The organism is Helicobacter trogontum (assembly GCF_000765905.2).
GTDB classification, from domain to species: Bacteria; Campylobacterota; Campylobacteria; order Campylobacterales; family Helicobacteraceae; genus Helicobacter_A; species Helicobacter_A trogontum.
Genome location: NZ_JRPL02000004.1, coordinates 52212 through 76444, shown reverse-complemented (window position 1 = coordinate 76444; position 24233 = coordinate 52212). Strand labels below are relative to the sequence as shown.

General features: G+C 33.6%; 27 protein-coding genes. 10 read left to right on the top strand and 17 right to left on the bottom strand.

Translation table 11 applies throughout. The annotated features are described in order from the left end of the window. Positions 1-35 precede the first annotated feature (35 nt). The 9 genes from LS81_RS02930 to LS81_RS02890 all read right to left on the bottom strand — a co-directional run bounded on the left by LS81_RS02930 (position 36) and on the right by LS81_RS02890 (position 9916). Positions 36-1388, bottom strand: coding sequence for an MATE family efflux transporter (locus LS81_RS02930; protein WP_034346834.1), 1353 nt, complete (start codon positions 1386-1388; stop codon positions 36-38). A 20-nt stretch (positions 1389-1408) separates the two neighbouring features. Beyond that, positions 1409-2653 carry a transcription termination factor Rho gene (rho, locus tag LS81_RS02925; RefSeq protein ID WP_199769754.1) on the bottom strand — a complete coding sequence of 415 codons (1245 nt, stop codon included), beginning with the start codon at positions 2651-2653 and terminating at the stop codon, positions 1409-1411. Between the two features lie 442 nt (positions 2654-3095). Continuing rightward, positions 3096-3437: a 50S ribosomal protein L20 gene (gene rplT, locus LS81_RS02920; RefSeq protein WP_034317513.1), complete on the bottom strand. Its 342-nt coding sequence runs from the start codon at positions 3435-3437 to the stop codon at positions 3096-3098. A 251-nt stretch (positions 3438-3688) separates the two neighbouring features. Further along, on the bottom strand, positions 3689-3883 hold the full coding sequence (rpmI, locus tag LS81_RS02915; RefSeq protein ID WP_034317516.1) for a 50S ribosomal protein L35: 195 nt from the start codon (positions 3881-3883) through the stop codon (positions 3689-3691). Positions 3884-3928: 45 nt separating this feature from the next. Beyond that, positions 3929-4453: a translation initiation factor IF-3 gene (gene infC, locus LS81_RS02910; RefSeq protein WP_034346833.1), complete on the bottom strand. Its 525-nt coding sequence runs from the start codon at positions 4451-4453 to the stop codon at positions 3929-3931. Continuing rightward, positions 4450-6288: a threonine--tRNA ligase gene (gene thrS, locus LS81_RS02905; RefSeq protein WP_034346831.1), complete on the bottom strand. Its 1839-nt coding sequence runs from the start codon at positions 6286-6288 to the stop codon at positions 4450-4452. The genes infC and thrS overlap by 4 nt, the downstream gene beginning before the upstream one ends. A gap of 503 nt (positions 6289-6791) precedes the next feature. Continuing rightward, on the bottom strand, positions 6792-8003 hold the full coding sequence (locus LS81_RS02900; RefSeq protein ID WP_034346829.1) for an NAD(P)/FAD-dependent oxidoreductase: 1212 nt from the start codon (positions 8001-8003) through the stop codon (positions 6792-6794). 73 nt (positions 8004-8076) lie between these two features. After that, positions 8077-9288 (bottom strand): LL-diaminopimelate aminotransferase, encoded by a 1212-nt coding sequence (locus LS81_RS02895; protein ID WP_034346828.1) that lies wholly within the window; start codon positions 9286-9288, stop codon positions 8077-8079. A gap of 151 nt (positions 9289-9439) precedes the next feature. Next, positions 9440-9916, bottom strand: a complete 477-nt coding sequence (locus tag LS81_RS02890; protein ID WP_034346826.1) for a tRNA (cytidine(34)-2'-O)-methyltransferase — start codon at positions 9914-9916, stop codon at positions 9440-9442. 169 nt (positions 9917-10085) lie between these two features. On the opposite strand from LS81_RS02890, the gene LS81_RS02885 reads away from it, so the two are divergent. From LS81_RS02885 to rpsR, 5 genes are all read left to right on the top strand, one after another. Continuing rightward, positions 10086-10643 carry a DJ-1 family glyoxalase III gene (locus LS81_RS02885; protein WP_233715908.1) on the top strand — a complete coding sequence of 186 codons (558 nt, stop codon included), beginning with the start codon at positions 10086-10088 and terminating at the stop codon, positions 10641-10643. A 116-nt stretch (positions 10644-10759) separates the two neighbouring features. After that, positions 10760-11749 carry a DNA polymerase III subunit delta gene (gene holA / locus LS81_RS02880; protein WP_034346823.1) on the top strand — a complete coding sequence of 330 codons (990 nt, stop codon included), beginning with the start codon at positions 10760-10762 and terminating at the stop codon, positions 11747-11749. A 71-nt stretch (positions 11750-11820) separates the two neighbouring features. Next, on the top strand, positions 11821-12258 hold the full coding sequence (rpsF, locus tag LS81_RS02875; protein ID WP_034346822.1) for a 30S ribosomal protein S6: 438 nt from the start codon (positions 11821-11823) through the stop codon (positions 12256-12258). A gap of 23 nt (positions 12259-12281) precedes the next feature. Then, entirely contained in the window at positions 12282-12830 is a 549-nt protein-coding gene (locus LS81_RS02870; protein ID WP_034346820.1) for a single-stranded DNA-binding protein, read from the top strand. A gap of 36 nt (positions 12831-12866) precedes the next feature. Next, entirely contained in the window at positions 12867-13121 is a 255-nt protein-coding gene (gene rpsR / locus LS81_RS02865) for a 30S ribosomal protein S18 (RefSeq protein WP_004087751.1), read from the top strand. A 408-nt stretch (positions 13122-13529) separates the two neighbouring features. Here the strand turns inward: rpsR and LS81_RS02860 are convergent, their stop codons facing one another. Both LS81_RS02860 and rnc read right to left on the bottom strand, forming a co-directional pair. Continuing rightward, positions 13530-13739, bottom strand: coding sequence for an alkylphosphonate utilization protein (locus tag LS81_RS02860; RefSeq protein WP_034346818.1), 210 nt, complete (start codon positions 13737-13739; stop codon positions 13530-13532). Between the two features lie 932 nt (positions 13740-14671). Then, on the bottom strand, positions 14672-15358 hold the full coding sequence (gene rnc / locus LS81_RS02855; RefSeq protein WP_034319871.1) for a ribonuclease III: 687 nt from the start codon (positions 15356-15358) through the stop codon (positions 14672-14674). A gap of 469 nt (positions 15359-15827) precedes the next feature. Here rnc and mqnP point away from each other — a divergent pair, with 469 nt between their 5' ends. The 5 genes from mqnP to LS81_RS02830 are packed head-to-tail and all read left to right on the top strand — an operon-like array spanning position 15828 to position 19161. Next, a complete protein-coding gene (gene mqnP / locus LS81_RS02850; RefSeq protein WP_034346817.1) occupies positions 15828-16706 on the top strand; it encodes a menaquinone biosynthesis prenyltransferase MqnP in 879 nt (292 codons plus the stop codon). A 1-nt stretch (position 16707) separates the two neighbouring features. Next, positions 16708-17250 (top strand): hypothetical protein, encoded by a 543-nt coding sequence (locus LS81_RS02845; RefSeq protein WP_034346815.1) that lies wholly within the window; start codon positions 16708-16710, stop codon positions 17248-17250. A gap of 16 nt (positions 17251-17266) precedes the next feature. Beyond that, complete coding sequence (locus LS81_RS02840; RefSeq protein ID WP_034319880.1) at positions 17267-17791, top strand: DUF6115 domain-containing protein; 525 nt, start codon at positions 17267-17269, stop codon at positions 17789-17791. Then, positions 17788-18429 carry a queuosine precursor transporter gene (locus LS81_RS02835; RefSeq protein WP_034319882.1) on the top strand — a complete coding sequence of 214 codons (642 nt, stop codon included), beginning with the start codon at positions 17788-17790 and terminating at the stop codon, positions 18427-18429. The genes LS81_RS02840 and LS81_RS02835 overlap by 4 nt, the downstream gene beginning before the upstream one ends. A 9-nt stretch (positions 18430-18438) precedes the next feature. Beyond that, positions 18439-19161, top strand: a complete 723-nt coding sequence (locus tag LS81_RS02830) for an arginyltransferase (protein ID WP_034346814.1) — start codon at positions 18439-18441, stop codon at positions 19159-19161. 49 nt (positions 19162-19210) lie between these two features. On the opposite strand, the gene LS81_RS02825 is transcribed toward LS81_RS02830, so the two are convergent. From LS81_RS02825 to LS81_RS02800, 6 genes are all read right to left on the bottom strand, one after another. Further along, complete coding sequence (locus tag LS81_RS02825) at positions 19211-19984, bottom strand: beta-1,4-N-acetylgalactosaminyltransferase (protein ID WP_233715909.1); 774 nt, start codon at positions 19982-19984, stop codon at positions 19211-19213. Next, entirely contained in the window at positions 19975-20217 is a 243-nt protein-coding gene (locus LS81_RS02820) for a hypothetical protein (protein ID WP_034346812.1), read from the bottom strand. Before LS81_RS02820 ends, LS81_RS02825 begins: the two co-directional genes overlap by 10 nt. Positions 20218-20261: 44 nt before the next feature. Continuing rightward, complete coding sequence (gene neuC, locus LS81_RS02815; protein ID WP_034346811.1) at positions 20262-21383, bottom strand: UDP-N-acetylglucosamine 2-epimerase; 1122 nt, start codon at positions 21381-21383, stop codon at positions 20262-20264. A 77-nt stretch (positions 21384-21460) separates the two neighbouring features. Next, entirely contained in the window at positions 21461-22504 is a 1044-nt protein-coding gene (locus LS81_RS02810; RefSeq protein WP_104696497.1) for an N-acetylneuraminate synthase family protein, read from the bottom strand. A gap of 2 nt (positions 22505-22506) precedes the next feature. Further along, on the bottom strand, positions 22507-22989 hold the full coding sequence (locus tag LS81_RS02805) for an alpha-2,3-sialyltransferase (protein WP_473806585.1): 483 nt from the start codon (positions 22987-22989) through the stop codon (positions 22507-22509). Positions 22990-23070: 81 nt separating this feature from the next. Then, positions 23071-24063, bottom strand: coding sequence for an alpha-2,3-sialyltransferase (locus LS81_RS02800; RefSeq protein WP_052096571.1), 993 nt, complete (start codon positions 24061-24063; stop codon positions 23071-23073). Positions 24064-24233 lie beyond the last annotated feature (170 nt).

The following is a 24233-nucleotide window of genomic DNA, read 5'->3' as shown; positions in this document are numbered from 1 at the left end:
TAATGAGATTGTGATGATACGTAGCATATGAATTACTACAATGTCTTAGGTTTTTTCCATATACCACTTCGAAATACGAAATAAAAAATAAAAGCTCTAATGTAAGTTTCAATAAAGATGATAATAAAAAGTGTATAGAGTGAAAAACCAAAATATGTGCAAATCCACATTGGCAAAAGACGAAAAAAAGATATGCTGATCATGTTGATAAATAAAGGTATCTGTGTGAATCCAGCTCCACGCAATGCTCCATCATATATGAAAGATAGGATTAATGGAATCTGTGATAGACCAACAGCTATAAGATAGTACACAGAGATTTCTACTCCGAGTATATCATCGCGTATAAAAATTGCTGATAATGGCTCTGAAAATAGTACTAAAAGAAGTCCGCAGATTCCTAGCATGATGCTTGAGAGAATAGCACAAAGTTTTGTATAATCACTTGCTCTTTGATAATTTTTTGCTCCAATGCTCTGCCCCATAAGACTCATGATTGCCACCATAAAACCAAAGCCTGGTATAAATGAAAAACCTTCAATGGTGCTCCCAGCTTGGAATCCAGATATAGCACTATCATGATATATTGCTGTATAAGAACCTACAAAAATTAATACAACATTGAGTGAGGCAATGGTAAAAATACGCTCAAGACCAGTTGGAATACCAATTTTAAAAGCATTTAGTAAAAAAGCCTTATTAAAATAAAAGCAAAAAGAAAGCTTTGTTTGTACAAATTTTGGTAATAAAAGCAGGATAAATATCTCAAGATATGAAATAAAAAGGCTAACATAGGCTGCACCAGTAAGTCCTAATTGCGGTAATCCAAAGAGTCCATTAATCAATAAAGAATAGCCAAGCATACTAAGAAGTGTAAGAAAGATCTTAATAAAAAATGGTCGTTTTGTATCGCCAGTGGCAGCAAAGCCAGAGATGAGTACATTCTTAATAATAATGGCAGGTAGGGCAAAAACAGTCAAGGAAACATAGCTGTAGGCAAGATTATATAATTCATCGCTTAGATTCAAAAGATTAAGATAATATGGGATTCCAAGATAGATTAAAAGCAGCATTGGAACTGATATACCAGAGGCACTAAGTATAATTGTGGCATACACCCTATTCATTTCTACATAGTTCTTTGCACCAAATCGGCGTGACATTAAGACATTAGTGCCAATACCAAAAATTGCACTTATGGGATAAAAAACAATAATATACTTCGCACCTGTGCTTAGGGCTGTAAAATGTAATGAAGAGAGGTTGCCTAAATAAAAGAGAGCCAAAGATACACTAAGCACATCAAGAGCAGATTGCAACCCACTAGGAATTGCAATATTTAGAATCCGCTTTATCTGAATTCGTCTTGCTAGTGTTAAGCCAAACATACACTACCTTTGTAATGCTACTAAGCTTCATTCATGCCATTTAAAAATTCATCATTATTTTTTGTGCCTGCAAGTTTTGAGTAGAGGAAATTAAGTGCTTCGATATCATCCATTTGACTGATAACATTTCTTAACATCCATACTTTACGTAACTTTTCATCACCAAGCAATAAATCATCTTTTCTCGTGCCTGATTTTAGAATGTCAAATGCAGGGTAGATTCTACGATCAGCAATATTTCGTGCCAATACAATTTCAGCATTACCTGTACCTTTAAATTCTTCAAAAATAACTTCGTCCATTCTAGAACCTGTCTCAATAAGTGCAGTTGCAATAATAGTCAAGCTCCCACCATGTTCAATATTTCGTGCAGCACCAAAGAATCTCTTGGGTTTATGCAGAGCATTTGCATCAACACCACCACTTAAAACCTTACCACTTGATGGTGTTGTGGCATTGTAAGCACGTGCCAAACGAGTGATAGAATCAAGCAAAATAACCACATCCTTGCCTACTTCAATACGCCTTTTTGCTCTTTCTAGCACAAGTTCTGCGACGCGGATATGATTTGTGGAAGGTAAATCAAATGTGCTTGAAAAAACTTGCCCTTTGACACTTCGCTCCATGTCTGTTACTTCTTCTGGACGTTCATCAATGAGTAACACCATAAGTTCTACTTCGGGGTGGTTTTCACTGATTCCATGTGCTAATTCCTTCATCAGCTCTGTTTTACCCGTTCTTGGTGGAGCAACAATTAATGCTCTTTGCCCTTTTCCAATTGGGCTAAATAAATCAAGCATTCTTCCAGTGATTTTTTGTCGGTTGTATTCAAGCCTTAGTTGTTCTGCGGGGAAAAGAGGAGTGAGATTTTCAAACAATGGACGATTTTTAATTTCTTCTAGTCCTAAGTAATTGACTGCTTCAATCTTTAAAAGCGCATAATATCTTTCTTGATCTTTGGGGGGACGCACTTGCCCTGTAATGATATCACCATTACGTAAGGCAAATCTTTGAATCTGACTTTGTGAGACGTAAGTGTCATGTTGTGTGTCGGAGAACTTTTCATCAATTGATCGCAAGAAACCATAACCTTCAGATGTGATTTCTAAAATACCAGATATCAAGATAAAACCACCTTGACTAACTTGATTTTTTAGAATCTCAAAAATGAGATCTTGTCTTAGCAGGTCTTGTGGGTTTTGGATTCCAAGAGTTTTTGCAATCTCTAGCAACTTTTGCAGAGGCGTGATGCGTAGATCTTCCATTTTAAAGCCCTCAACAGGCGTATGCGTTCTTTTTCCTATGTCCTTACTTTTTATTTTTTCATCATAGTCGCTCTTTGATTCCTTATCATGTTTATCTTGACGCGTGTTTTCATAACGCATTGCTTTTGTGTTCTTATAAGATGGCTTTTTTGTTTTCAACACTTCATCTTTTTGATAATGTTCATTTGACATTACATGCCTCCAAAATATTATTAAATAAAATGCTATTGAGTGTAGAATGCAAACTCATGATATTCCTTTAAATATGTTTAATGTGATTCCATGGCTTATAGATCATCCTTTCCGTAACTACAACATTATAAAAAACAATCTATAAAATAACGCGGTGTAAAAATATTAGAGGATTCTGCTTACTTTAGATTCTAAGTTGCATGAGTCAGAATCTAAATAAGCAAAAGGTGTATTTGCTCCAAAACTAACCTTACTTTATTTTTTCAATAAGATTAGCAAATGCACTTGGATTGCTGTATGCCATATCTGCAAGTATCTTTCTATCAAGCTCAATATTTGCTTTTTTTAATGCAAACATAAATTTCGAATAACTCATACCATGTAGGCGACACGCCGCATTAATACGAACAATCCACAGCTTTCTGAAATCCCTTTTCTTTTGTTTTCTATCTCTAAAAGCATAACACATACTTCTTTCAAGCTGTTCTTTTGCTTTTCTGAAATGTTTACGCCTACCGCTATAAAATCCGCGTGCAAGCTTTAGAATCTTTTTATGCCTTCGTCTTCTTACAATACCTGTTTTAACTCTCATGGTTTCTCCTGTAACTTTACCTTAAATTTCTAAGGTGTAAACACATTGTTTAAACTTTCCCTTATGTAACTATCCATACAATAAGACTAAATTTAACCTTAATCATACAAAATTGCATAGCGACAAAAAAGGGGACAACCCTCATCCATAATGGATGTATCATATAGGTTATGGCACCTTAAAATATCATTCCGCACTCTACTATTTTGATCTAGAAAAGTTAGGCAATATTTAGAGCCATAGCCTTAGATTTAACTCATACACAATAAACTCTTGACAGAATCTAAGTTTGTGTCATGTACATATTGTGGCGAATTGAGTCTTGCTTTGCGTTTTGGTGACTTTTTTGTCAAAATATGGCTTTTAAAAGCACTGCCTCTTTTGACTGCATTTTTCTTCACTTTGAAACGCTTTGCAGCACCACGATTAGTCTTCATCTTTGGCATCATCTCTCCTTTCATAAAATAAAGCTAGAATTGTAGCATAAAATTTTAGCTTTTTGGCTTATTATTTGGCATCATCAAGATACTTGCATATTTCCCTTCAACTTTTGCTTCTTTATCAGCATGTGCTATGTCATCTACCATAGCGACAACCCGCTTTAGCATGTCAAAACCACCAGCAGGATTTTGCATTTCTCTACCACGTAAGTAAACGCGAAATTTCACATGTTTGCCTTCTTCAAAAAATTCCCTAGCATGTTTTACTTTGTAATTTATGTCATTTTGAGCAATTTGTGTTGATAGCTTAATTTCTTTCACTTCAACTTGCTTCTGCTTCTTTTTTGCTTCTTTTTGTTTTTTTTCTAATTGATAACGATATTTACCATACTCTACAATCTTACAAACAGGAGGCTTTGCATTTGGTGATATACACACTAAGTCAAGCCCTTCGTTATAAGCGAGATTTTGTGCCTCCTTCGCACTCATAATGCCAAGTTGTTCACCATCTTCGCCAATACATCTTACTTCATCAAAACGAATTTTTCCATTCACTAATGTTTCTTCTTTGCTCAAAAGCTAACCTCTCTATGTAAATTTGAAGTTTTTTCTAGGAAATCTTGCAAAGCCATTTCATATTGCATATTTTCTCCAGAATCTGTTTTTGTGCGTCTATCGCGTATCGCTAAACTATTGTTGCTCAGCTCTTTATTGCCTATAAGCACAATCATAGGCACCTTTTGCTTCTCTGCTGTACGTATTCTTTTGTTTAGCGATTCATTTTTAAGATTTAACTCCGCATAAATACCGCGTAATCGCAATTCGTTCTGCAAATTTTGTGCCATATTCACATGATCTTCATTGATTGGTATGATAATAATTTGTGTTGGTGCGATAAAAAATGGGAATTCTCCGCCAAAGTGTTCTGTTAGAATTGCTACAAACCGCTCAAAACTACCCAAAATAGCCCTATGAATCATAACAGGCATTGCATGCTCATTATTTTCATCAATATAGCTTAGATTAAACCTTTCTGGTAAATTCATATCAATTTGTATAGTACCGCACTGCCACTTTCTACCGATTGCATCAGTAATCTTTATATCAATTTTTGGTCCATAAAACGCACCACCACCCTCATCAACCTGATAATCAATATTATTGCTTGTAAGGGCATTTTGCAAAGCTAAAGTAGCACTCTCCCACACTGAGTCATCACCGATGGATTGCTCTGGTCTGGTAGAGAGTTCCATCTCATAATGGAATCCAAAAGCTTTCATGATCTTGTGTGTAAAACGCAAGATATTATTTACTTCACTTTCTATTTGCTCGGGACGACAGAAGATATGTGCATCATCTTGAGTAAATTCACGCACACGGAGCAACCCATGCAAAACTCCGCTTTTTTCATGTCTATGCACAACTCCATATTCATAAAATCTTAGTGGTAATTCCCTATAGCTTCTAATGCTATTTTGATATACCTTAATATGCCCAACGCAGTTCATGGGTTTAATACCATACTCAACTTCATCAATGGTTGTAAAATACATATTTTCCTTATAATGAGTATAGTGTCCGCTAATCTTCCATACATCACTTTTTAGAATCTCAGGACATCTAACGGGCTCATACTCATTAAATATCAAGGCTCTAGTTAAGAGTTCTTCTATACGTCTCCTAAGTCTTGCACCTTTTGGTAGCCATATTGGTAGTCCTGCTCCAACATCTTCTTCGAATGTGAAAAGCTCCATTTCCACGCCAAGCTTTCTGTGATCCCTCTTTTTTGCTTCTTCTAATTGGAAGAGGTATTGTTTTAGATTTTCTTGATTTGCAAATGCGATACCATAAATACGTGTTAAAACCTCAGAATTTTCATCACCACCTAAATAGGCTCCAGAAATCTTTGTAAGCTTAAAGGCCTGCAAGAATTTAAGGTGTGGCAGATGCGGACCACGACATAAATCCTCAAAATCGCCTTGCTGATAGATACTAAAATCATCGCCTTCTATTCTACTCATAACGGCTTGCTTTAGCTCGTCTCCACAGAATCTATCTGCTGCTTCCTTGCGGTTTAAGTGTATTTTTACAAGGCTATTCCCTTTTTTGGCAATTTCTTTCATTTTGTTTTCAATTGTACTTAAATCATCAATGCCGATTTTGGAATCTACCTTGAAATCATAATAAAACCCTTCATCTACAACCGGACCAACAAAGAATTTTGCCTCTGGATAAAGTGCTTTAATTGCTTCAGCAAGTAGGTGTGCACAAGTATGGCGGATAATTTCATGTGCATTTGGTGTATCGGTGAAATAAATTGGTTCAAGTGTTTCTGTATCAAGATTCTTTTCTGCTGCTGTCTGTGTGTCAATGATGCTATCGTTATATACATAGCCAATAATTTGTTGCAATGTGTGTATTCCTTAATGTAAGTCAGTTAATGTATTGCAATTATAATTCGTAATACATAAAAAATCTAGTAATTATACAAATCACACCTTAATATATGCTTAAACTATTAAGAATACAGGGATAATAATATTGTGTTGAAATAATATAAAATGTAATGGGTTGATAACTAGATAATAATGTTTATGTAGTTACAGAACTTATGAGAGGTAAGCTAAAGATTTTGCAGGGTGTATTATGCGGCTTTTTGGATTATTATGTATCTTGTTGTGAGGGGAGGGGACATAAAATATAATATTTTAGCAAAAAGTAATGCAAATATTGTATAAAATCTCAAATGAGTTCAAAATATGAAGCTTTATTAAAAAGGAATGACATAATTAATTATAGAGATTCTACCTAGCTTTAAGATAATAAAACTAGGCTTTTAAATCATACAATCATGCATCAAAATGTGAGACGTTTTTATGTTCTCTAGTGATAAACAACCTAGAACCCTTTTATTTTAATCATCTTTGAATATTGCTGAAAAACCTCCAATTTTATAATTCCATTTTGATTCTATAAACCACTTTGTTATATTGCCAATATATCCGCTTACTTCTTTTGTGCCGATTACGCCTATTGCATACCCAGCACCAATAGAGCAAACGCTACCACGCATGATGAATTCAAATTTAGGGATAAGATCTTTTTGCAAAGTCTCTCCCTTTTGTTCTGCGTATAAATATATCTCTAATATTTGTGCTAGATATTCACCTTGTTGTTGTGCTAATTGTGCTGTTGGTGGATAGAATCTATTTGTTGCTTCATCTTTTAATGCTGCACAATCTCCGAGTATAAAAATATTATTCATAATATTTTCTTGATTGATAGGTTGCAAATAAGAATCTACTTCAACCTTACTTCTTCCACTTTTAAAAAAGCTAGAGTTTGCTATGACTTCATTGCCTTTGACACCAGCCGTCCAAATAATAGTATTTGCAGGTATTTCTTCTTGCTCTCCATCCTTTTCAATCACAACTGAACTCATCTTGCATTCCAGAATCTTTGAGTTTGTGAGGATTGTAACACCTAATTCCCTAAGTCTTTTTACACCAAGTTGCATAAGATTTTCACTAAACATTGGCAGAATTTTTGGCATGGCTTCAATACAATAGATTTTAACAAGATTAAAATTAATACCCCTTGTTTCACATTGTTTTTTTACCTCTTGTGCTAGGGAACCAGCAAACTCAATACCTGTGAAACCACCACCACATACAATGAATGATAAATTTTTAGGATCTTTATCATTGATGTAGGCTTGTAATTTTTCCTCAATACTTTTATGAATATTTTTTGCACTATCATAACTTGTGATGCTTTGTGTATATACACCAACTCCTGGTATACCAAAGCTATCAGCACTAAAACCAAGCCCAACTATTAGGTAATCATATTCATATTCAGCATTTATACACTTCACACTTTTAGAATCTATTGACACAACACTATCTTGCAAGAATCTCACTCTTTCATCAAGAATTTCTTGTAGAGGAAACAATACGCTTTTATCGTGTTTACCACTTGCAACATCGTGCAATCCAATTGTTTGATAGTGATAGGGGGTATTATTAATAAGCGTAAATTCTGCTTGGGAAAATACATCTTTATTGATGTTTGTTAAGAGGGCTATGTTGCCATAACCAGCACCAAGAATTAAAACTTTCTTCATTTTTTATGTCCTTTCATTATTGAAGATTTCATTGTAACGGACAGAATTTAATAAGCAAGTAAAAATAAACATTTTATTCGCTAAATTGCTTTAAAAATTGTTTTAGATTTTTTGCAGCTTGTCTGATCCGCTTTTCGTTTTCAATCAATGCAATACGCACATATCCTTCACCTGCCTTTCCAAAACCAGCACCTGGACTTACAGCAATTTTTGCTTCGATTAAAAGTCGTTTTGCAAATTCTAGACTTCCTAAATGTGCACATTGTTCTGGAATCTTTGCCCAAATAAACATGCTTGCTTGCGGTTTTTGCAGTTCCCACCCTGCTTTTTTGAAGCTATCAATCATAACCTCCATGCGTTTTTCATAGGTATTTCGGATCTTTATTACCTCATTATCGCATTTATTTAGGGCAATTGTAGCGGCAACTTGAATTGGTGTATAGATTCCATAATCAATCCAACCTTTAATCTTTTGTAGTGCCTCTATAATCTTCTTGTTTCCTGCTACAAACCCTATACGCCAACCAGCCATATTATAACTTTTACTTAGAGTATATGTCTCTACAGCAACATCTTTTGCGCCTTTTACTTCAAAGATACTTGGTGTTTTAAAATCACCAAAATAAAGCTCTGCATATGCAATATCACTAATAATATAGAATCTTTCTTTTTTTGCTAATTTTACAAGCTTTTCATAGAATTCTTTTTTTACAATTGTTGTTGTAGGATTGTGTGGAAAATTTACAACTACAAACTTTGGTTTTGGAAAACTTTCATAAAGTGCCTTTTGTAAGGATTCAAAAAATGCTTCTTCATCAAGTTCATAGTTGTCATTATAAGTGATTCCAAAAGTGCTTACATTAGCACCATTAATAATAAAAGCGTGATAATGTATAGGATAAGCAGGTTCAGGCACAATTGCACAATCGCCAACATTAGTGATTGCTTGTACAAGATGCACAAAACCTTCTTTGCTTCCCATGCCAACACATACTTCAAGATTTGGATCAAGTTCGACATTAAACCGCCGTTTATACCACTCACAAAGTGCTAATCTTAATTTATAAATACCTTTACTTACAGAATAACCTTGATTTTTTGGCTTTTTGGCACTTTCACAAAGTTTATCTATAATAATCTTTGGGGGCATACCATCTGGGTTACCCATAGAAAAATCAATAACATCTTCATTGTTATGACGCATCTGCATTTTGATTTCATTAATCGCACTGAACAGATATTTTGGTAAACGATTAATTTTTCCAAATTGTATTTCATCAAACATAACTTACTCCTACAATAGATTGTAAATATTGTAGCGTTTTGTTGTTTTTATAGCAAGTTTTAGAATCTATTTTTTTGAAATTTATTATTCTCACCCTATATTGATTGAAAGCATTATGCAATTTTATGGCTTTTTAGATAATTTTAAAGTATTATTTCCAACGTTCATATACGCAAGACTGACGCACACCCTCATATAATACTGCACCTACGCTTGTTGCAAGATTAATGCTGCGTACTCCTTTTTGCATTGGAATCTTATAGACTTGATTTGCATAAGATTCTAAGATGTGTGGAGGTAGCCCTGCATCTTCTCTACCAAAGTATAAGAAACCACCATCTTTTAAATTTGCATCAAAATATACCTTGCTTGCTTTTGTGCTAAAGAAGAAGTGTGTGGTATTTGGCACATATGTCTGCCAAAAAGATTCTAAGTTATTCCACTCATAAACCTCTAGATATTGCCAGTAGTCAAGTCCAGCACGTTTTAAATCTTTTTGTTTTGTGCTAAATCCTAGAGGGTGTATTAAGTGTAATGTCGTATGTGCTGCAACGCAAAGCCTACCGATGTTACCTGTATTTTGTGGAATCTGTGGTTCTACAAGCACGATGTGAAATAAAGATTGCATAACTATCCTGAAATACTAAATATTGTTAAGTATCATGATGAAAAGTCATACATGATAATTTGGCGTATTTTACATTATTTGCAGGTGAAAGGCAATAATTATTTTGCATTTGCTAAGCCTTGAATAATTTTGCATAAAATCCAGCACCATTAAATTAGATTTAGGAGAGATTATGAAACGTGTATTAGTCCCATTAGCACAGGGTTTTGAAGAGGCTGAATTTATAGGCGTTGTTGATGTATTGCGAAGGACTGATGTAGAAGTCTTGATAGCTGGCTTGGATTCTGTGGGTAATGTTAAAGGTGCAAACGGCATTGAGATTAAAGCGGAGGTGGCTTTATCAAGTGTTGATGTGAATTCTCTTGATGGAATTGCCCTTGCGGGCGGATCTGAAGGTATGAAAAACCTTTGCAATAATGACAAGATTATAGAGATTATACAGACATTACATAAAAAAGGGAAAATTGTGGGAGCAATTTGTGCATCACCAATTGTACTCAATAAGGCAGGTGTAATATCGGGTGAATTTACCTGTTATCCTGGTTGTGAAAGTGGCATAAATGCAAAAAGACTGAATGAAGCTGTTGTGGTAAGAGATAATGTAATTACTTCTGCTGGTCCTGCAACTGCTATTTTATTTGGTTTAGCTATCGCAAAGGCACTTATGGGCGAAGATGTGTATAATAGTTTATATGAGAGTATGCAAGTGCCATTATCAAAAGTTTAGAATCTAGGATATATACTTTGCTTTAGTTTCAGGTTTTTAGATTCTTGAGGTAAAGGTGGTGTATAATACAAACCTGTTGTGTTAGATACATATAGATTGAGATGTGAGTAGATGATATGACAAGGGTAATGCTTGATAAGCTTTTATCACATGAGGTACCACGAGCTATTTTGCTCTATGGTGATAGTGATTTTTTAATCTCATATTATTCTGATATGATTTTAAAAAAACTTGATGGTGAGTGTCGGCGTATATATTTTGAGGAATATGACCATCAAGAGGTGTTGAATTATTTAGGTGTTAATAGTCTTTTTGGTGGGATAAATATCCTAGTATTAAGACTTTATGCGACATTAAATAAAAAACAAATGCAAGATATATTATACATACTTGAACATAATCCTAATAGTTTCCTTATTGTAGAACTTTTAAAGTCGCCAACAATTACAGATGCTGAATATGCAAAAAGATTTAAGGCTATGGCGACACTTTTTAAGCCAACAGCAAAGTTAAAAGAAGTGTTTGAAGTAAGACTTTATCCCCCATTTCGAGATGATATGGTGAAGATTCTGTATAATAGAGCATGTGAACTTGGTTTAAAAATAGACTCATCGTTGCTTAATTTTTTACTGGATGTGCAACATGATGATTTGGCTATTGCATATAATGAGCTTGAAAAATTTATTTATTATGAAACAATTACTCCGCAGTTAATAGAGGAGCTAAGCTACAGTCTTGGTGATGTAAAATTGGAATCTTTACTGAATTGTTTATTTGATAAACAAGGACATTTGACCTCAACATTGCAGATATTGCACGACGAAGGTATGGACAACATGGAACTCTTGCGTGAGATTACGCGATACTTTTATATCCTATTTAAGCTTTATGGACACTCAAGAATGCATGGCAATATGGATTCTAAGGAAGTGTTGGGTTATAAGGCTCCGCCTCAACTTTTTAATGTGTGGCAAAAACGAAGTCTTAAGATTACAACAGAAAAGTATCTTATGCTGTTTGATATTATAAATATGTGGCGTGTGCAACAATTGCAAGGAAAGGATGTGGTTATGCAACATTTAATCGCAATTCAACAAATTTTATGATACAATTCAGTCTCAAAACCTTGCTCCGAACTTGCACTAGTTGTTTGGGGCGGAAACCATAAGGAGATTCTATGCGTCATTATGAGACGATGTTTATTTTAAAACCGACTCTTGTCGAAGAGGAAATTAAGGCAAAGATAGATTTTTTTAAAGAAGTCATCTTGAAAAATGGTGGTCAGATTGAGACTTGTTTAGATATGGGTATGCGTAACTTAGCATATCAGATAAAGAAAAATAGCCGAGGTTATTATTTTGGTATTTACTTTAAAGCAAATCCAACTTTGATTGCAGAGCTTGAGCGATTGTATGGCATTAATGAAGAAGTATTGCGTTTTATTGTAATTAAATATGAGAGCAAAAAAGAGCAAGAAGCGTGGAAAACTCTTGTTGAAAGAGCAAAAAAGCCTGAGAAGCCTAGAACTCTAAGAAAAGATGAAGATAGGGTAGAAAAAACACAGAAGAAAGAAAGTGTAGTGAGTGAGGATTCGTCTTCTCAAGCGGAGCTTTAAAATACTAGGGAAGGCTTGTTGCTATGTTTAATAGGGTGATTATGGTAGGCAATCTTACGAGAGATGTTGAGTTGCGTTATCTAAATACAGGTGCCGCACTTGCAACCTTTGGGTTAGCATCTAATCGTAGATACAAAAAGTCTGATGGTATGCAAGTGGATGATACTTGCTTTATTGATGTAACCCTTTTTGGACGCACTGCTGAGGTCGCAAATCAATATTTAAGGAAAGGTTCTAAAGTACTCATAGAAGGTCGCCTTAACTTTGAGACATGGACTGATCAGCAAGGTGGTAAAAGGAGTAAGCATACGATTATTGCTGAGAGTATGCAGATGCTTGATACAAGACAGCAAGGTGAGTATGGGCAAAATACTCATGAACAGGCAGCTAACTATAATGGCGGTTATGATTCTAACTATACTCAGCAGCAAGGTTATCAGCCCCAGTCATATCAAAGGAATGTTGGTAATCCATATTCACCCAATATGCAGCAAGATAATGCCATGACAATGCAGGGTAGCAGTATTGAGCCACCAGTTATTGATATTGACGAAGAAGAGATTCCATTTTAGATGTTAATAAATTTTATGTGAAAGGAAAAGTATATTATGGAAAGAAAAAAATATTCAAAAAGGTATTGTAAATATACAGAGGCAAAGATTGATTTTATTGATTATAAAGATGTTGAGCTTTTGAAACATTCTCTCTCAGAGCGTTATAAGATTATGCCACGCCGACTTACAGGAAACTCTAAGAAGTGGCAAGAAAGGGTTGAAGTAGCTATTAAACGAGCTAGACATATGGCACTTATACCTTATGTTGTAGATAGGAAAAAGGTTGTTGAAAATCCTTTTAAGTTGTAATATATGGGTTTATAAACTTGTTTTAACCATCAGGCTTAGCGATAAGTATTTAGTATCTATTTGTGCAGTCTGATTACACAGTATCGTGTTAGCGTTTTTACTTCTACTATAAAGGGGCTTTTCGCCTCTTTCTTTTTTATACTTTATATATATTAGCTTTCATCTAGTGTTTTCTATTTAATAGTTTTGCCTCTTTTTTATGTTTTATAGGTTATTATAAGCAGCGTGTAATGTTGCAAGGGGACATGAGATTCTAAAACTCCCATTAACAACCTTTGCATACGAGTTTTAAAACCTATACATCAGAAGAATATCTACTTCTTTGTATTGCTTGTATTTCTATTAGTAGAATATTGTGTAATACAACAACTTTTATCAATGAGAGATAAGAAAAGATTGTAGTGGATGTCAAATTTTTTTCAAGAAACAAGTTTTTAAGACTATGACACCACATTTATCTATTTTAGCTTCGATTTCATCATCTTTGCTTGTTAGTCGTATGTTTTTTATCGTTGTTCCTCGTTTGATTGTGCTTTGTGCACCCTTTACTTTTAAATCCTTAATAACACTAACACTATCACCTGCATTTAAAGTCACTCCATTTGCATCTTTTGCCATGTTTTTCCTTTCTTTGTTTATTTGTTGCTAAACTCTTAAATACATTTACCTAATGCATTATGAACACAGAATGCAACGGTATGTGAAGATATTTCTATATGATTTCATTGTATTATAAAAAAGATTCCACATGTTTTTAGAGTATAGTTAGATAAGCTCATGTGTTAAAGTATAGCACAATAATGTATAGTTTTAAATTTTATACTTCAAAGGTGTAGATAAGATTGCAATTTAGAATATTACTCTTAGAGATAATATATGATGGTTAAGTATCTTTTCTAGGTGGTCATGTAAGTTAACTTGTGTTTCCCGTTTTTTTGTTTCATATTAATTTTATGATATTAGATTCTATCTATTGAAATATGTAAGAGCATAAAGTCATTATCAATGCAGTATAGAATTAAAGATCTATTATTTTCAAGTCCCTAAAGATTGTAATATGGAAATATCAGCCCATTTCTTTGATCTTTAAGGTTATTTCTCATAAAGATTTAAGCTTATCAAAATTTGACAATATTTATTATATGGAGTGCGGTGAGATTCATTATAAATGCAAGAAAACTTATACTTGTATTAAAATTTCTTGTGAGACATGTGTGTTGGTCTTTATATTATTAAATTATTGTGCATTATCATGGCTAGATTTTAAGTACTTGATACTTAAAATAATTGTATGAAAAAGTTACATAGAAGAGTATTATTATGTAAATTAGGGAGAAAGCTTGATAAAAAATAATCTAGATAAGGCTTCTTAGAATAAATTGCAGTCCAATTTGTTGGATAATTTTATAGGAAGTACTTAGATTCTATCTTTAAAATTCATTGCTACTTGACAAAATCTTAAGAGATGATATATTGATTTTTATCCAAAGTACTGCTTATAACATAACATCACTAGTCTTGCAGACTATAAAAGTGCTATCCTGTGGATATTATGTTTGTTGTAAGATTTGCAGTGTGAGTTTTGCTGCAGCCTGTTGAGCTGCTTTCTTGCTTGTGCCATTTGCACTTGCATATATTTTATCTTGAATCTTTACTTGCATAGTAAAGACTTTATTATGATCTGGTCCCTCTTGTGAGAGCATTTCATAACTTGGGGTGCAACCAAACCTCTCTTGCGTATATTCTTGCAAACCTGATTTATAATCCTTTGACAATAATTCTTCATCGATATGAAACTCGTTGTGTAAAATGGGGTAAAACACACGCTTTACTGTCTCTAACCCAGATTCAAGATAGATTACCGCCATAATAGCCTCAAAAGCATTGCTTAAAATACTAGCCTTTAACCTTCCTCCATTATTGATCTCTGAAGCAGATAAATTGAGATATTTACCTAAATTAATGGATTGGGCAAGCTTACAAAATGAGGCTTCATTCACTAAAGATGCACGCATTTTTGACAATGAGCCTTCATTTTTTTGTGAAAAAGTCTCAAAGAGATACTCCCCCACAACTAAATCTAGCACAGCATCACCCAAAAACTCCAAACGTTCATTGTTGTATGGTTTTTTAAAAGATTTGTGTGCCAATGCTTCTGCTAATTTCTTTTTATTTTTGAATGTATAATTAAGCTTTTGTTCAAGCATGTGAATATTTGGTGATAATGTTGTTTCCAAAACATAACCTCTTTAGTAAATGTATTCAAATAAACATAGAATTATAATTCTAGCAAAAAATACCAAAAAACTATGCATTTGCATGTTATTGAATGTAAGATAAAGATTATTTGAATTTTATCTTTGTGGAAAGTTTTAGTGTGTTTATTGTATTTGTATGCAAGTTTGCTAATATTTATTAAGCCGCTATTATATGTTTTTGATTCACTAAGGCTACTCATAATGATAAGCAATTAATAGAAATAATTCAATTATTTATATATTATTTTGCTAGTACTCATAAATGTTAGTAAGGCAATGCTTGAAAGAAGTGTATAATAAGTAAAAAGGCAAATTGTCTTATTGATTTTTCAGCAATTTTAAGTTATAGTTAAAAGTTTAAACAAATAATTATGCAATACATGGGTATGAAGTGCAGACGTAAAGCATAATAGAGTTTATTAGTTTTATAATGAAAGTGCGGTTTCTCATGGAAAAATTAAAAAAGCAATTACAAACCTTAAGCGAATTGGTAATGTTTGAGCATACTATTTTTAGTGCAAGTTTTATTGTAATTGCTATGATTGTATCATCAAATGCATTTCATGGTGATGGTTTTTTTGGTTTTAAAACGCTTTTTTTGTGTGCTATAGCCTTAATAACTGCACGTAATTTTGCTATGGCATTTAATCGACTTTGCGATAGAGATATAGATTCCACAAATGAACGCACAAAAAATCGTCCAAGTGTTGATGGTCGTTTAGGGTTTTCAGCATTACTACTTTTTTGTAGTGTAAATGCATTATTGTTTATCCTTGTGAGTTATTTTATTAATGATTTAGCTTTCAAGCTTTCTATACCTTTTTTATTTATCCTTGGTATTTATAGCGTGATGAAGAGATTTTCTTATCTTGCGCATTTGGTACTTGGTTTATCACTTGGTTTAGCCCCTATTGCTGGAGATATTGCAGTGAGCGGTGAGGTGCATTTATGGACTATTTTTCTTAGTCTTGGGGTATTATTTTGGGTGGCAGGTTTTGATATATTATATTCTTTGCAGGATATAGAACATGATAAAAAGCATAATTTATATTCCATACCTGCATATTTTGGTTCTGAGAATGCATTACAGATTGCACGTATTTTTCATATCCTTACCGTGTTCTTTTGGGCATTATTTTTGCGTTTTAGCACAACTTATCATCTTGCTATCATTGGGCTTATTTTATCAGCCTGTATGCTTTTTTATGAGCATTTGATTGTGAGAAAAGATTTTAAAAATATTCCACGTGCATTTTTTACAACAAATGGATATTTAGGCTTTGTTTTTTTATTTTTTATCATTTTGGACAGCATAGTGAGGTTTTAGTATGGATTTAGAAACACGCCTAGTTGATGCTAGTTTAAATGTGGAGCTGCAAGTCCTTGATGATTCTATAAGGTTAGAGGCTATCAAAGAATATGAAGTTATCACACAGCTACATGGAAATTCTATTGATAAATGGCTATCCTCACTTAAGGCAAAAAGTGGCGATTGTAAATGTGGTGGTGGTACAGCAGTGCTTGGTGAAATGCTTGTGCATATTTACAAGAAGTTAGAACATCTTGAGAATCTTATAGCGGGTTCTTCGGTGCATTATATTCCATTGCAATACAATATTCACACCAAGCAATTAGGGCATGGAATTATCATTTTAGATTCTGCTTCGCTTATACCAGATTCACAATATTATGTGAGACTCTTTTTGCCTGTATTTCCAGTGCGTTGTGTACCATTATTTGCGGTTGCAAAGGATACACAGGTTTTACAGGTGCAAACAATGGCGGATAGGGATTTAAGAGATTATGATAGTTATATTGTGGGGATAGAAAGAGAAGCGCTTAAAGCGCGCAAAACACAAAAACTACAATAATAATGAAAGGGGCTATATGAATATTACAAGTGCAACAAATCTTAGCTATGAGACAATGAGTGTTATTATGGCAGGATTATTTATTCTTATGATTATTATCGTATTGCTTTATGTTTCACTCAAAGAAAAGGAAAGTGCAAAAAAGTTTGTGCGACTTGAGGCTTCTATTGAAGATATATATAAAGAAATTTATAAGATACAGAAATGGATTATGGAGAATGAAAAACGCACTCTTGATACAAAACCAAATGCAGAATCTTTGAAAGCGGTAGCAGATTTAAAGGCAGATATTTTATCATTGCAGCATGGACTGCAAAGTGATAGAGAATATTTTGAAGATAAAATTTTGGTATTAGAGGAGAGATTGCGAAGTCTTGGTCATTTTAATGCACCATCGCAACAGCGAAATGAAAAGCAGATTCTAGAACTTTTTAAGAATGGTTACACGATAGATGCGATTTCTAAGGAGTTGCGCATTACAAAAAGTGAAGTAGAGTTTGTGTTAAAACTATCAGAATTGCACAAGGGAGAAATAGCATGAGTTATGTGCCGCCACAAGAAAAACAAATGAGTGAGAACACTTTTGTTGTTGCTGTTATGTTGTTTACATGTGTGATAGTGGCTTCCAACTACCTCGTAAGTTTTACAATCGGTAGTGTGCATATCCCTTTTTTCAACATAACATTAGAACTAAATCATGTCACCTATGGGGCATTAACTTACCCACTTTCATTTTTGATTATGGATGTGTTAAGCGAAAAACATAGTAGAAAAGATGTGTTGAGGGCATTGCGTTATGGACTTTTATTTGCATTTTTACCATCTTGTGCGATTGCATTTATTTCAAATGAGCCACATATCGCATTGCGTATCGCAGTCGCTAGTGTGAGTGCGTTTTTTGTGGCGCAGTTTTTAGATGTTGTGATATTTTATCAGTTGAAGAAAAAATTTCCTAGTCTTTGGTGGTTTCGTAATGGTGTGAGTGCATGTGTAGCACAATGTGTTGATACGTTTGTATTTTTTCATATTGCATTTTTTGGTGTTCTGCCCTACTATGATGTTTTTATGCTTTTTTTATTTGATTATGGTATTAAATCACTTGTCAATCTATTAGATATTCCTATCTTCTATTTTATTGCAATAAAAACTTATAAAAAAGTATTTTACACTAGGAAATAATGGTGGATTATGGAATATTTTGATTTTTTTTCAGAGCTTCATCCTTGTTCTTACTTTGCAAATAAAGAAAGTCAGTTTAGATATTTGGGTATCAAGGATTGCACACCATACTTTTATCAAGGTTTGCTTGAGCGTGGCTATCGTCGCTTTGGAGAGTATTTCTTTGTGCCCCAATGTCCAAATTGTAAGGAATGTATCACTATACGACAGCTTGTTGATGAGTTTCAGATAAGTGTTAATATGAAGCGGATTCTAAAAAAAAATAGCGACACTCTTATACAAATACGAAGACCTCTGACAAATGATGCACGTGTGTGTTTATATGTAAAATATCATACCAAAATGATGCGTAAGAAAAATTGGAGTATGAATAATATCGATATGGCACGTTATACAAACTCCTTTGTTGCTGGCAGTGAATATTTTGGCTATGAAATGTGTTTGTATCGTGATGGTAGGCTTATTGGTGTAAGTTATTTTGATATTGTCCTTAGCTCTATGAGTGCAAATTATTTTTTTTACGATCATGATTATGAGAAGCTTAGTTTGGGGACGCTTAACATTATATTGTTATTAAATCTTGCAAAAAAACTTAACCTTAAATATTTTTACCCAGGATATTGGATTAAGAACCATAAATCTATGGGGTATAAAGAGAGGTATAAGCCCTTTGAGGCTTTGCTTAATGAGGCAGATTTCTTTGATCGGACATACTGGAAGAGATATGATTGAAATGCAGAATAAGAGAGTAGCTATTTGTATTATTGATTAAGACTTTAGATTAATTTAGCTCAAATTGATCATATATTGATCTTATCAAATCTTCTTCAAGCATACAGCTAGGTATTTTTGAGCCAATAAGATGCTTATTATATTCCTTAAAAGTTTGTAATGTCATTATGTCTAGATGCCCACTAAAATCATGCCTCCTCTGCTTTACAGCTGGAAAGTGCCATTGTGTAAGCGGTGCATTGATATAGACTATATTATTTGGTACGACCTGTTGTTCAGAATATAATATATTTGCATGACTGCTTTTATCAATCCATTGTGCAGATTTAGATGTTTTTCGTTCGACAAAATCAATGTTTTTGTTGCATATCAATAATTGATCATAACCATCAACGAAACCATTTACACCATTGTTTTGTATATAAATTTTATGTAAATTTTGCTCTTTTTTTACAATAAAATTTATTCTCGGATAGACAACGGCGTGTTTCTGTATTTGTGGTAAATAAAACGTCTGAAAAAGTATTTTTGCATTATAGATATGATCAACATCTATTTTGATAAACCATTCATTTTTAGGAATATGCTCTAGTACAAATTTATAATAATAATGCAGTTTGTTGTATTCATGTTGTGGATTTTCTAACATTACTTCATGGGGATATTTTACTGGAATAAAGCTTGCGTGTTGTTTACAAAAATCCAAGATTATAGCTTCGCTTCTATCTGTGCAGTCATTATAGCCAATTACTCCTCGCTGAATTGCAGGTAAGATAGAATCTAAACTCGCACGCAAAGTGGTTTCTTCATTCTTTACACGAATGAATGCCCATGGATTAAGTGCGGATTTTGTATCTTTCGCATTATCATCGCACCGATATAATGGCGGGACGTCCCCCCCCCCCCCATGGCTGCTTTATATGTCCAAATATTATTGATTTGCGTTAAAACATTTGTGGGTGTAAATGAATCTAGTGTTTGCAAATGTATATTGTGTAACATCTTGTTTGCCGTATTTGTTTTAAACAAAGTCTTAATATATCGTAAGAGTTGCATCATATCTCCTTGTATAAAATACCATTTAGTTTAATAAATAAGTCTTATATATCTAGAAATTTCTTCTGCTTTGGTATAGTAAAAAATATACCTTTTTGTAATAAATCAAAAAACAACTCATCACTTTTTCTTCTTGCTTTGTGATTTTTATGTTGATGCTTGAAGGTCTTTGCTTTGCTTATCGTGTAAAGTATATCACTTTTTTGTGCATTCACATGGAACACGCTAGGACATGTACTTCCCATTCTACCATTTTGTCTTGTACCGACATTGATACTAGGGATGCCCAAATAAGGGGCTTCTTTTAATAAACAGCTTGAATTGCCGATTAAAAATTTTGCATTTTTTAAAAACGCAATAAAATATTCAAATCGAATAGATGGGTAGAATTTAAAACGTGGGTTATTTCGTAATATCTCATAAGATTCTAGAATAAAATTAAATCCTAAATCATTGTTGGGATAAATGATAATATAGTTTTCTTCACTTTCTTGAAGTGCCATTACAAGTTCATCTGTTTGTTTTCTCATAGAATCTAATTCTGTTGTTACAGGATGAAACATAACAATAGCATATTCTTGAAAACTCATGTTATAATACCTTTTTGCTTCCTCTAAATTTATGCTGTCGCTATCCAAAATATCTAAGTCTGGCGAACCGATAATAAATATAGCATTTTTATCTTCTCCAAGTTGTATTAGTCTCTTTTTAGCCTTAGAATCATTAACTAAATGGATGTGTGCTAATTTTGAAATAGCATGGCGAATGCTATCATCTATTGTACCAGATATTTCACCACCCTCGATGTGTGCTACTAGGATATTATTTAATGCTCCGACAATACTAGCAGCTAATGGTTCTACTCTGTCGCCGTGCACTACAATTAGATCTGGTTCATATTCAGCAATAAACTTTGAAAATCCATCAATAGTGTGTGACAAAGCTAAATCCATCTGATAATACCTGTCATGATTAATGAACTTGTAAATATGTTTAAAGTTAGACTTTTCTATCTCTCTTACAGTTAAGCCAAACTGCTTGCTTAAGTGCATACCTGTTGCAAATATATGCAGTTCAAAGTCATTTGATTTTTCAATTTTTAGCATCAAGGATTTTATTTTTGAAAAATCAGCACGTGTTCCGCTTACAAAAACTATCTTTTTCAATCTCTACGTCCCTTTACTTCCTATCTTTAGAATTTTAGTGCCATGAAACATAACACATTTTTAAGCAATCAAGTGGATCAAGCGAAATCCTCATACTGAATCTGTACATTCTCTGCAATGTCTCTCATTGCTTTTTTACCTAATATATTTTCAAATTCTGACGCATGGATACCACCTTTACCTGGTCTTTTTACCCAAATATTGGACATATCTAAGATTTCACCTTTTTTGATAGGTTTGATACTTACAATGCTTGCAAAAGCAAAATCAATTGTTACTTGTTCTTCTTGAGTAGCTATCTTGGGTTCTGTCAACACACCCTTCATAATAAATAGTTCTTTGCTTTGTATAATCAGATCTCTTAAGGCATGTTCATCCATGGAACAGATAATATCAGGACCACTTCTCTCCATGGAATCCGTAAAGTGTCTCTCCAACACACATGCACCAAGTGCCACTGCACCAAGACATGCAAGGTTGTTTGTGCTGTGATCACTTAAACCAACAAGACATTGAAATTCCTCTTTAAGTCTCAACATCGCATTAAGTCGTACAAGATGTGGGGGTGTGGGATAGAGGTTAGTTGTATGTAACAATATAAATGGAATTTCAAAATCTCTGAAAATCTTTACACTTTTAGTAATAGTTTCTATGTTATTCATGCCTGTACTTAAAATAACAGGTTTTCTAAAGCCCGCAATGTGTTTCAATAATGGATAATTATTGCATTCCCCACTACCTATCTTAAATGCACTTACACCCATATCTTGCAGTCTGTTTGCGGCTGCTCTTGAGAAGGGTGTGCTAAGGTACATTAATCCTTTCTTTTCCGCGTATTCTTTTAATGTAAGTTCGTCATGAAAACTTAGAGCACATTTTTTCATGATGTCATAAATACTTGTATTTGCATTGCCTGGGATTACTTGTTGTGCCGCACTACACATTTCATCATCTACAATGTGCGTTTGATGTTTGATAACTTGGGCACCAGCTCTAAAAGCAGAATCCACCATAAGTTTTGCTATCTCCAAGCTACCATTATGGTTTATGCCAATCTCTGGAACAACAAGCGGTGGCTTAGATTCATCAATATCTAAATGTCCTATCTTTACTGCAGTCATGATTACCCCTTTTTTAAATTCTGAAGATAATGTTTAATATCTCTTGGTAGTCGCATTAAATCATCAAAAATTCTAAAGTAAATGTTGTTTTTAATTCTATTTCTCTTCCTAACGTCTTCATCATACAAATGTAAATCAAGTCTTAAAATGTCTCGCATAGATTCTACCCCATTACCTTTTGGTATTAAGATGTCCTTTGTATAGTTGTCTGGTTTCTTACTGGGTATGAAAGTATTGCCTGTAATGGGTGCCAAAGGAAAATAGCTTGTCAGTGGGCTATTTGGGCATAGGCTATAAAATTTTACATTGTAGTGTTTGCTTAAAAATGTGAGTTTCTTTAAATCTGCATATTTTTCGAAAGACAATTCTCTATAACTTACCCCTCCCCCAAGACCTAGCACATCTTTCGTTATAATATGCGATTTACTATTATGCAATACATAACCCCTCATATATGTATTGCTTTCTATAGCAATATGTGTCAGGTATGAAAAAATATATAAAGGCGCAACAATGCAATGTCTTTAGTGCTGTTAAGAAAATAGATTGTCCTTGGAGCGCGTATGTCATATTACGTTCCTATTGTTTTTGATTGATTGTTTTAATTTTCTGCATATCTTATAACCTTTCACATAGTAATATACGGCTTTTGGAAATCTTATGAAGTCTCTATAAAGTCTATATATACTGTTATTCCTTAGCATTTTCTTGTACTCTTGTTGTTCCTTTGTATGATCGAGTGGGTTGTGCTGTGATTGAATTTCTATACCATAATTTAGTTTTTTATAGGCACTTGCAGGGGGTATAAGCATATCTCTTATGGACTTTTCTGTTTTTTGTACTATTTGCAGTGTCGTATTATTATGCAAATTTGCTAATGGTATATATTCATTCAGCGGACTACCTAGGCATACACTATAAAATTTTACATTATAATGTTGCTCTAAAAAAAACAGGGCCTCAACATCTATTTCTTTTGCATGACAGCTGCTCGGCGTGGTGCTAAACGATGGGACTATTGTTAGTAGATTTTGCTGCATAATATCAAAGGCATAAGCTTCTTTCGTACTATACAAATCGATACCTGCTATATAGATTTCCTTATACCCTAATGCAACAGCAAATGCACACATGTAGATTCCGGAAGTTATGCGTCTTTCACAATAGAGTTCGTTATAGCGTATAAAAGCATAAAAGTCTTTGAGTCTAGCAAGTTGTCTTGAGCCACAAATTATGTCATCATAAATATACAAATATTGCAAATAGCACGAATCTATATGATTAAGATTAAAATTCGAAACAACAATGTTATCTATTTCATATTCTTTTGTATATGATAGCGTTCTATAGGTGTATGATTGCTCAAAAAGAACAGATGGATTGGCAAACGCAAATTTTACCCTTTTGCCCATATAATATTTGTCTTCGAAATAAAATTGATTACAACGAAATACATCGTATTCTAAGGGTAACCTTTTGTAATCTATCTCTGCAAGACTTGGTCCATTACCACATATAATAGCATACTTATTGAAACCCAAATGTTCGCTATATTGCATAACTACCCCTTTAATTCACAACCTTCTAATAATTGTAACACAGTACTTTAAATAATTCGTTTCTAAATTATATGTTTCAGTGACTTTTGACTCTATGCTATCAAATAACTTGATATACCTTTCACATATATCACACATAGAGGCTGAATTGAATATCTATTTTTAAGTAA

Coding starts and splice junctions, on each gene's coding strand:
- LS81_RS02930 (WP_034346834.1), bottom strand. CDS start 1,388: ATGTTTGGCTTAACACTAGCAAGACGAATTCAGATAAAGCGGATTCTA.
- rho (WP_199769754.1), bottom strand. CDS start 2,653: ATGGAAGATCTACGCATCACGCCTCTGCAAAAGTTGCTAGAGATTGCA.
- rplT (WP_034317513.1), bottom strand. CDS start 3,437: ATGAGAGTTAAAACAGGTATTGTAAGAAGACGAAGGCATAAAAAGATT.
- rpmI (WP_034317516.1), bottom strand. CDS start 3,883: ATGCCAAAGATGAAGACTAATCGTGGTGCTGCAAAGCGTTTCAAAGTG.
- LS81_RS02900 (WP_034346829.1), bottom strand. CDS start 8,003: ATGAAGAAAGTTTTAATTCTTGGTGCTGGTTATGGCAACATAGCCCTC.
- LS81_RS02895 (WP_034346828.1), bottom strand. CDS start 9,288: ATGTTTGATGAAATACAATTTGGAAAAATTAATCGTTTACCAAAATAT.
- LS81_RS02890 (WP_034346826.1), bottom strand. CDS start 9,916: ATGCAATCTTTATTTCACATCGTGCTTGTAGAACCACAGATTCCACAA.
- holA (WP_034346823.1), top strand. CDS start 10,760: ATGACAAGGGTAATGCTTGATAAGCTTTTATCACATGAGGTACCACGA.
- rpsF (WP_034346822.1), top strand. CDS start 11,821: ATGCGTCATTATGAGACGATGTTTATTTTAAAACCGACTCTTGTCGAA.
- LS81_RS02870 (WP_034346820.1), top strand. CDS start 12,282: ATGTTTAATAGGGTGATTATGGTAGGCAATCTTACGAGAGATGTTGAG.
- rpsR (WP_004087751.1), top strand. CDS start 12,867: ATGGAAAGAAAAAAATATTCAAAAAGGTATTGTAAATATACAGAGGCA.
- LS81_RS02860 (WP_034346818.1), bottom strand. CDS start 13,739: ATGGCAAAAGATGCAAATGGAGTGACTTTAAATGCAGGTGATAGTGTT.
- mqnP (WP_034346817.1), top strand. CDS start 15,828: ATGGAAAAATTAAAAAAGCAATTACAAACCTTAAGCGAATTGGTAATG.
- LS81_RS02845 (WP_034346815.1), top strand. CDS start 16,708: ATGGATTTAGAAACACGCCTAGTTGATGCTAGTTTAAATGTGGAGCTG.
- LS81_RS02840 (WP_034319880.1), top strand. CDS start 17,267: ATGAATATTACAAGTGCAACAAATCTTAGCTATGAGACAATGAGTGTT.
- LS81_RS02835 (WP_034319882.1), top strand. CDS start 17,788: ATGAGTTATGTGCCGCCACAAGAAAAACAAATGAGTGAGAACACTTTT.
- LS81_RS02830 (WP_034346814.1), top strand. CDS start 18,439: ATGGAATATTTTGATTTTTTTTCAGAGCTTCATCCTTGTTCTTACTTT.
- LS81_RS02820 (WP_034346812.1), bottom strand. CDS start 20,217: ATGCAACTCTTACGATATATTAAGACTTTGTTTAAAACAAATACGGCA.
- LS81_RS02810 (WP_104696497.1), bottom strand. CDS start 22,504: ATGACTGCAGTAAAGATAGGACATTTAGATATTGATGAATCTAAGCCA.
- LS81_RS02800 (WP_052096571.1), bottom strand. CDS start 24,063: ATGCAATATAGCGAACATTTGGGTTTCAATAAGTATGCTATTATATGT.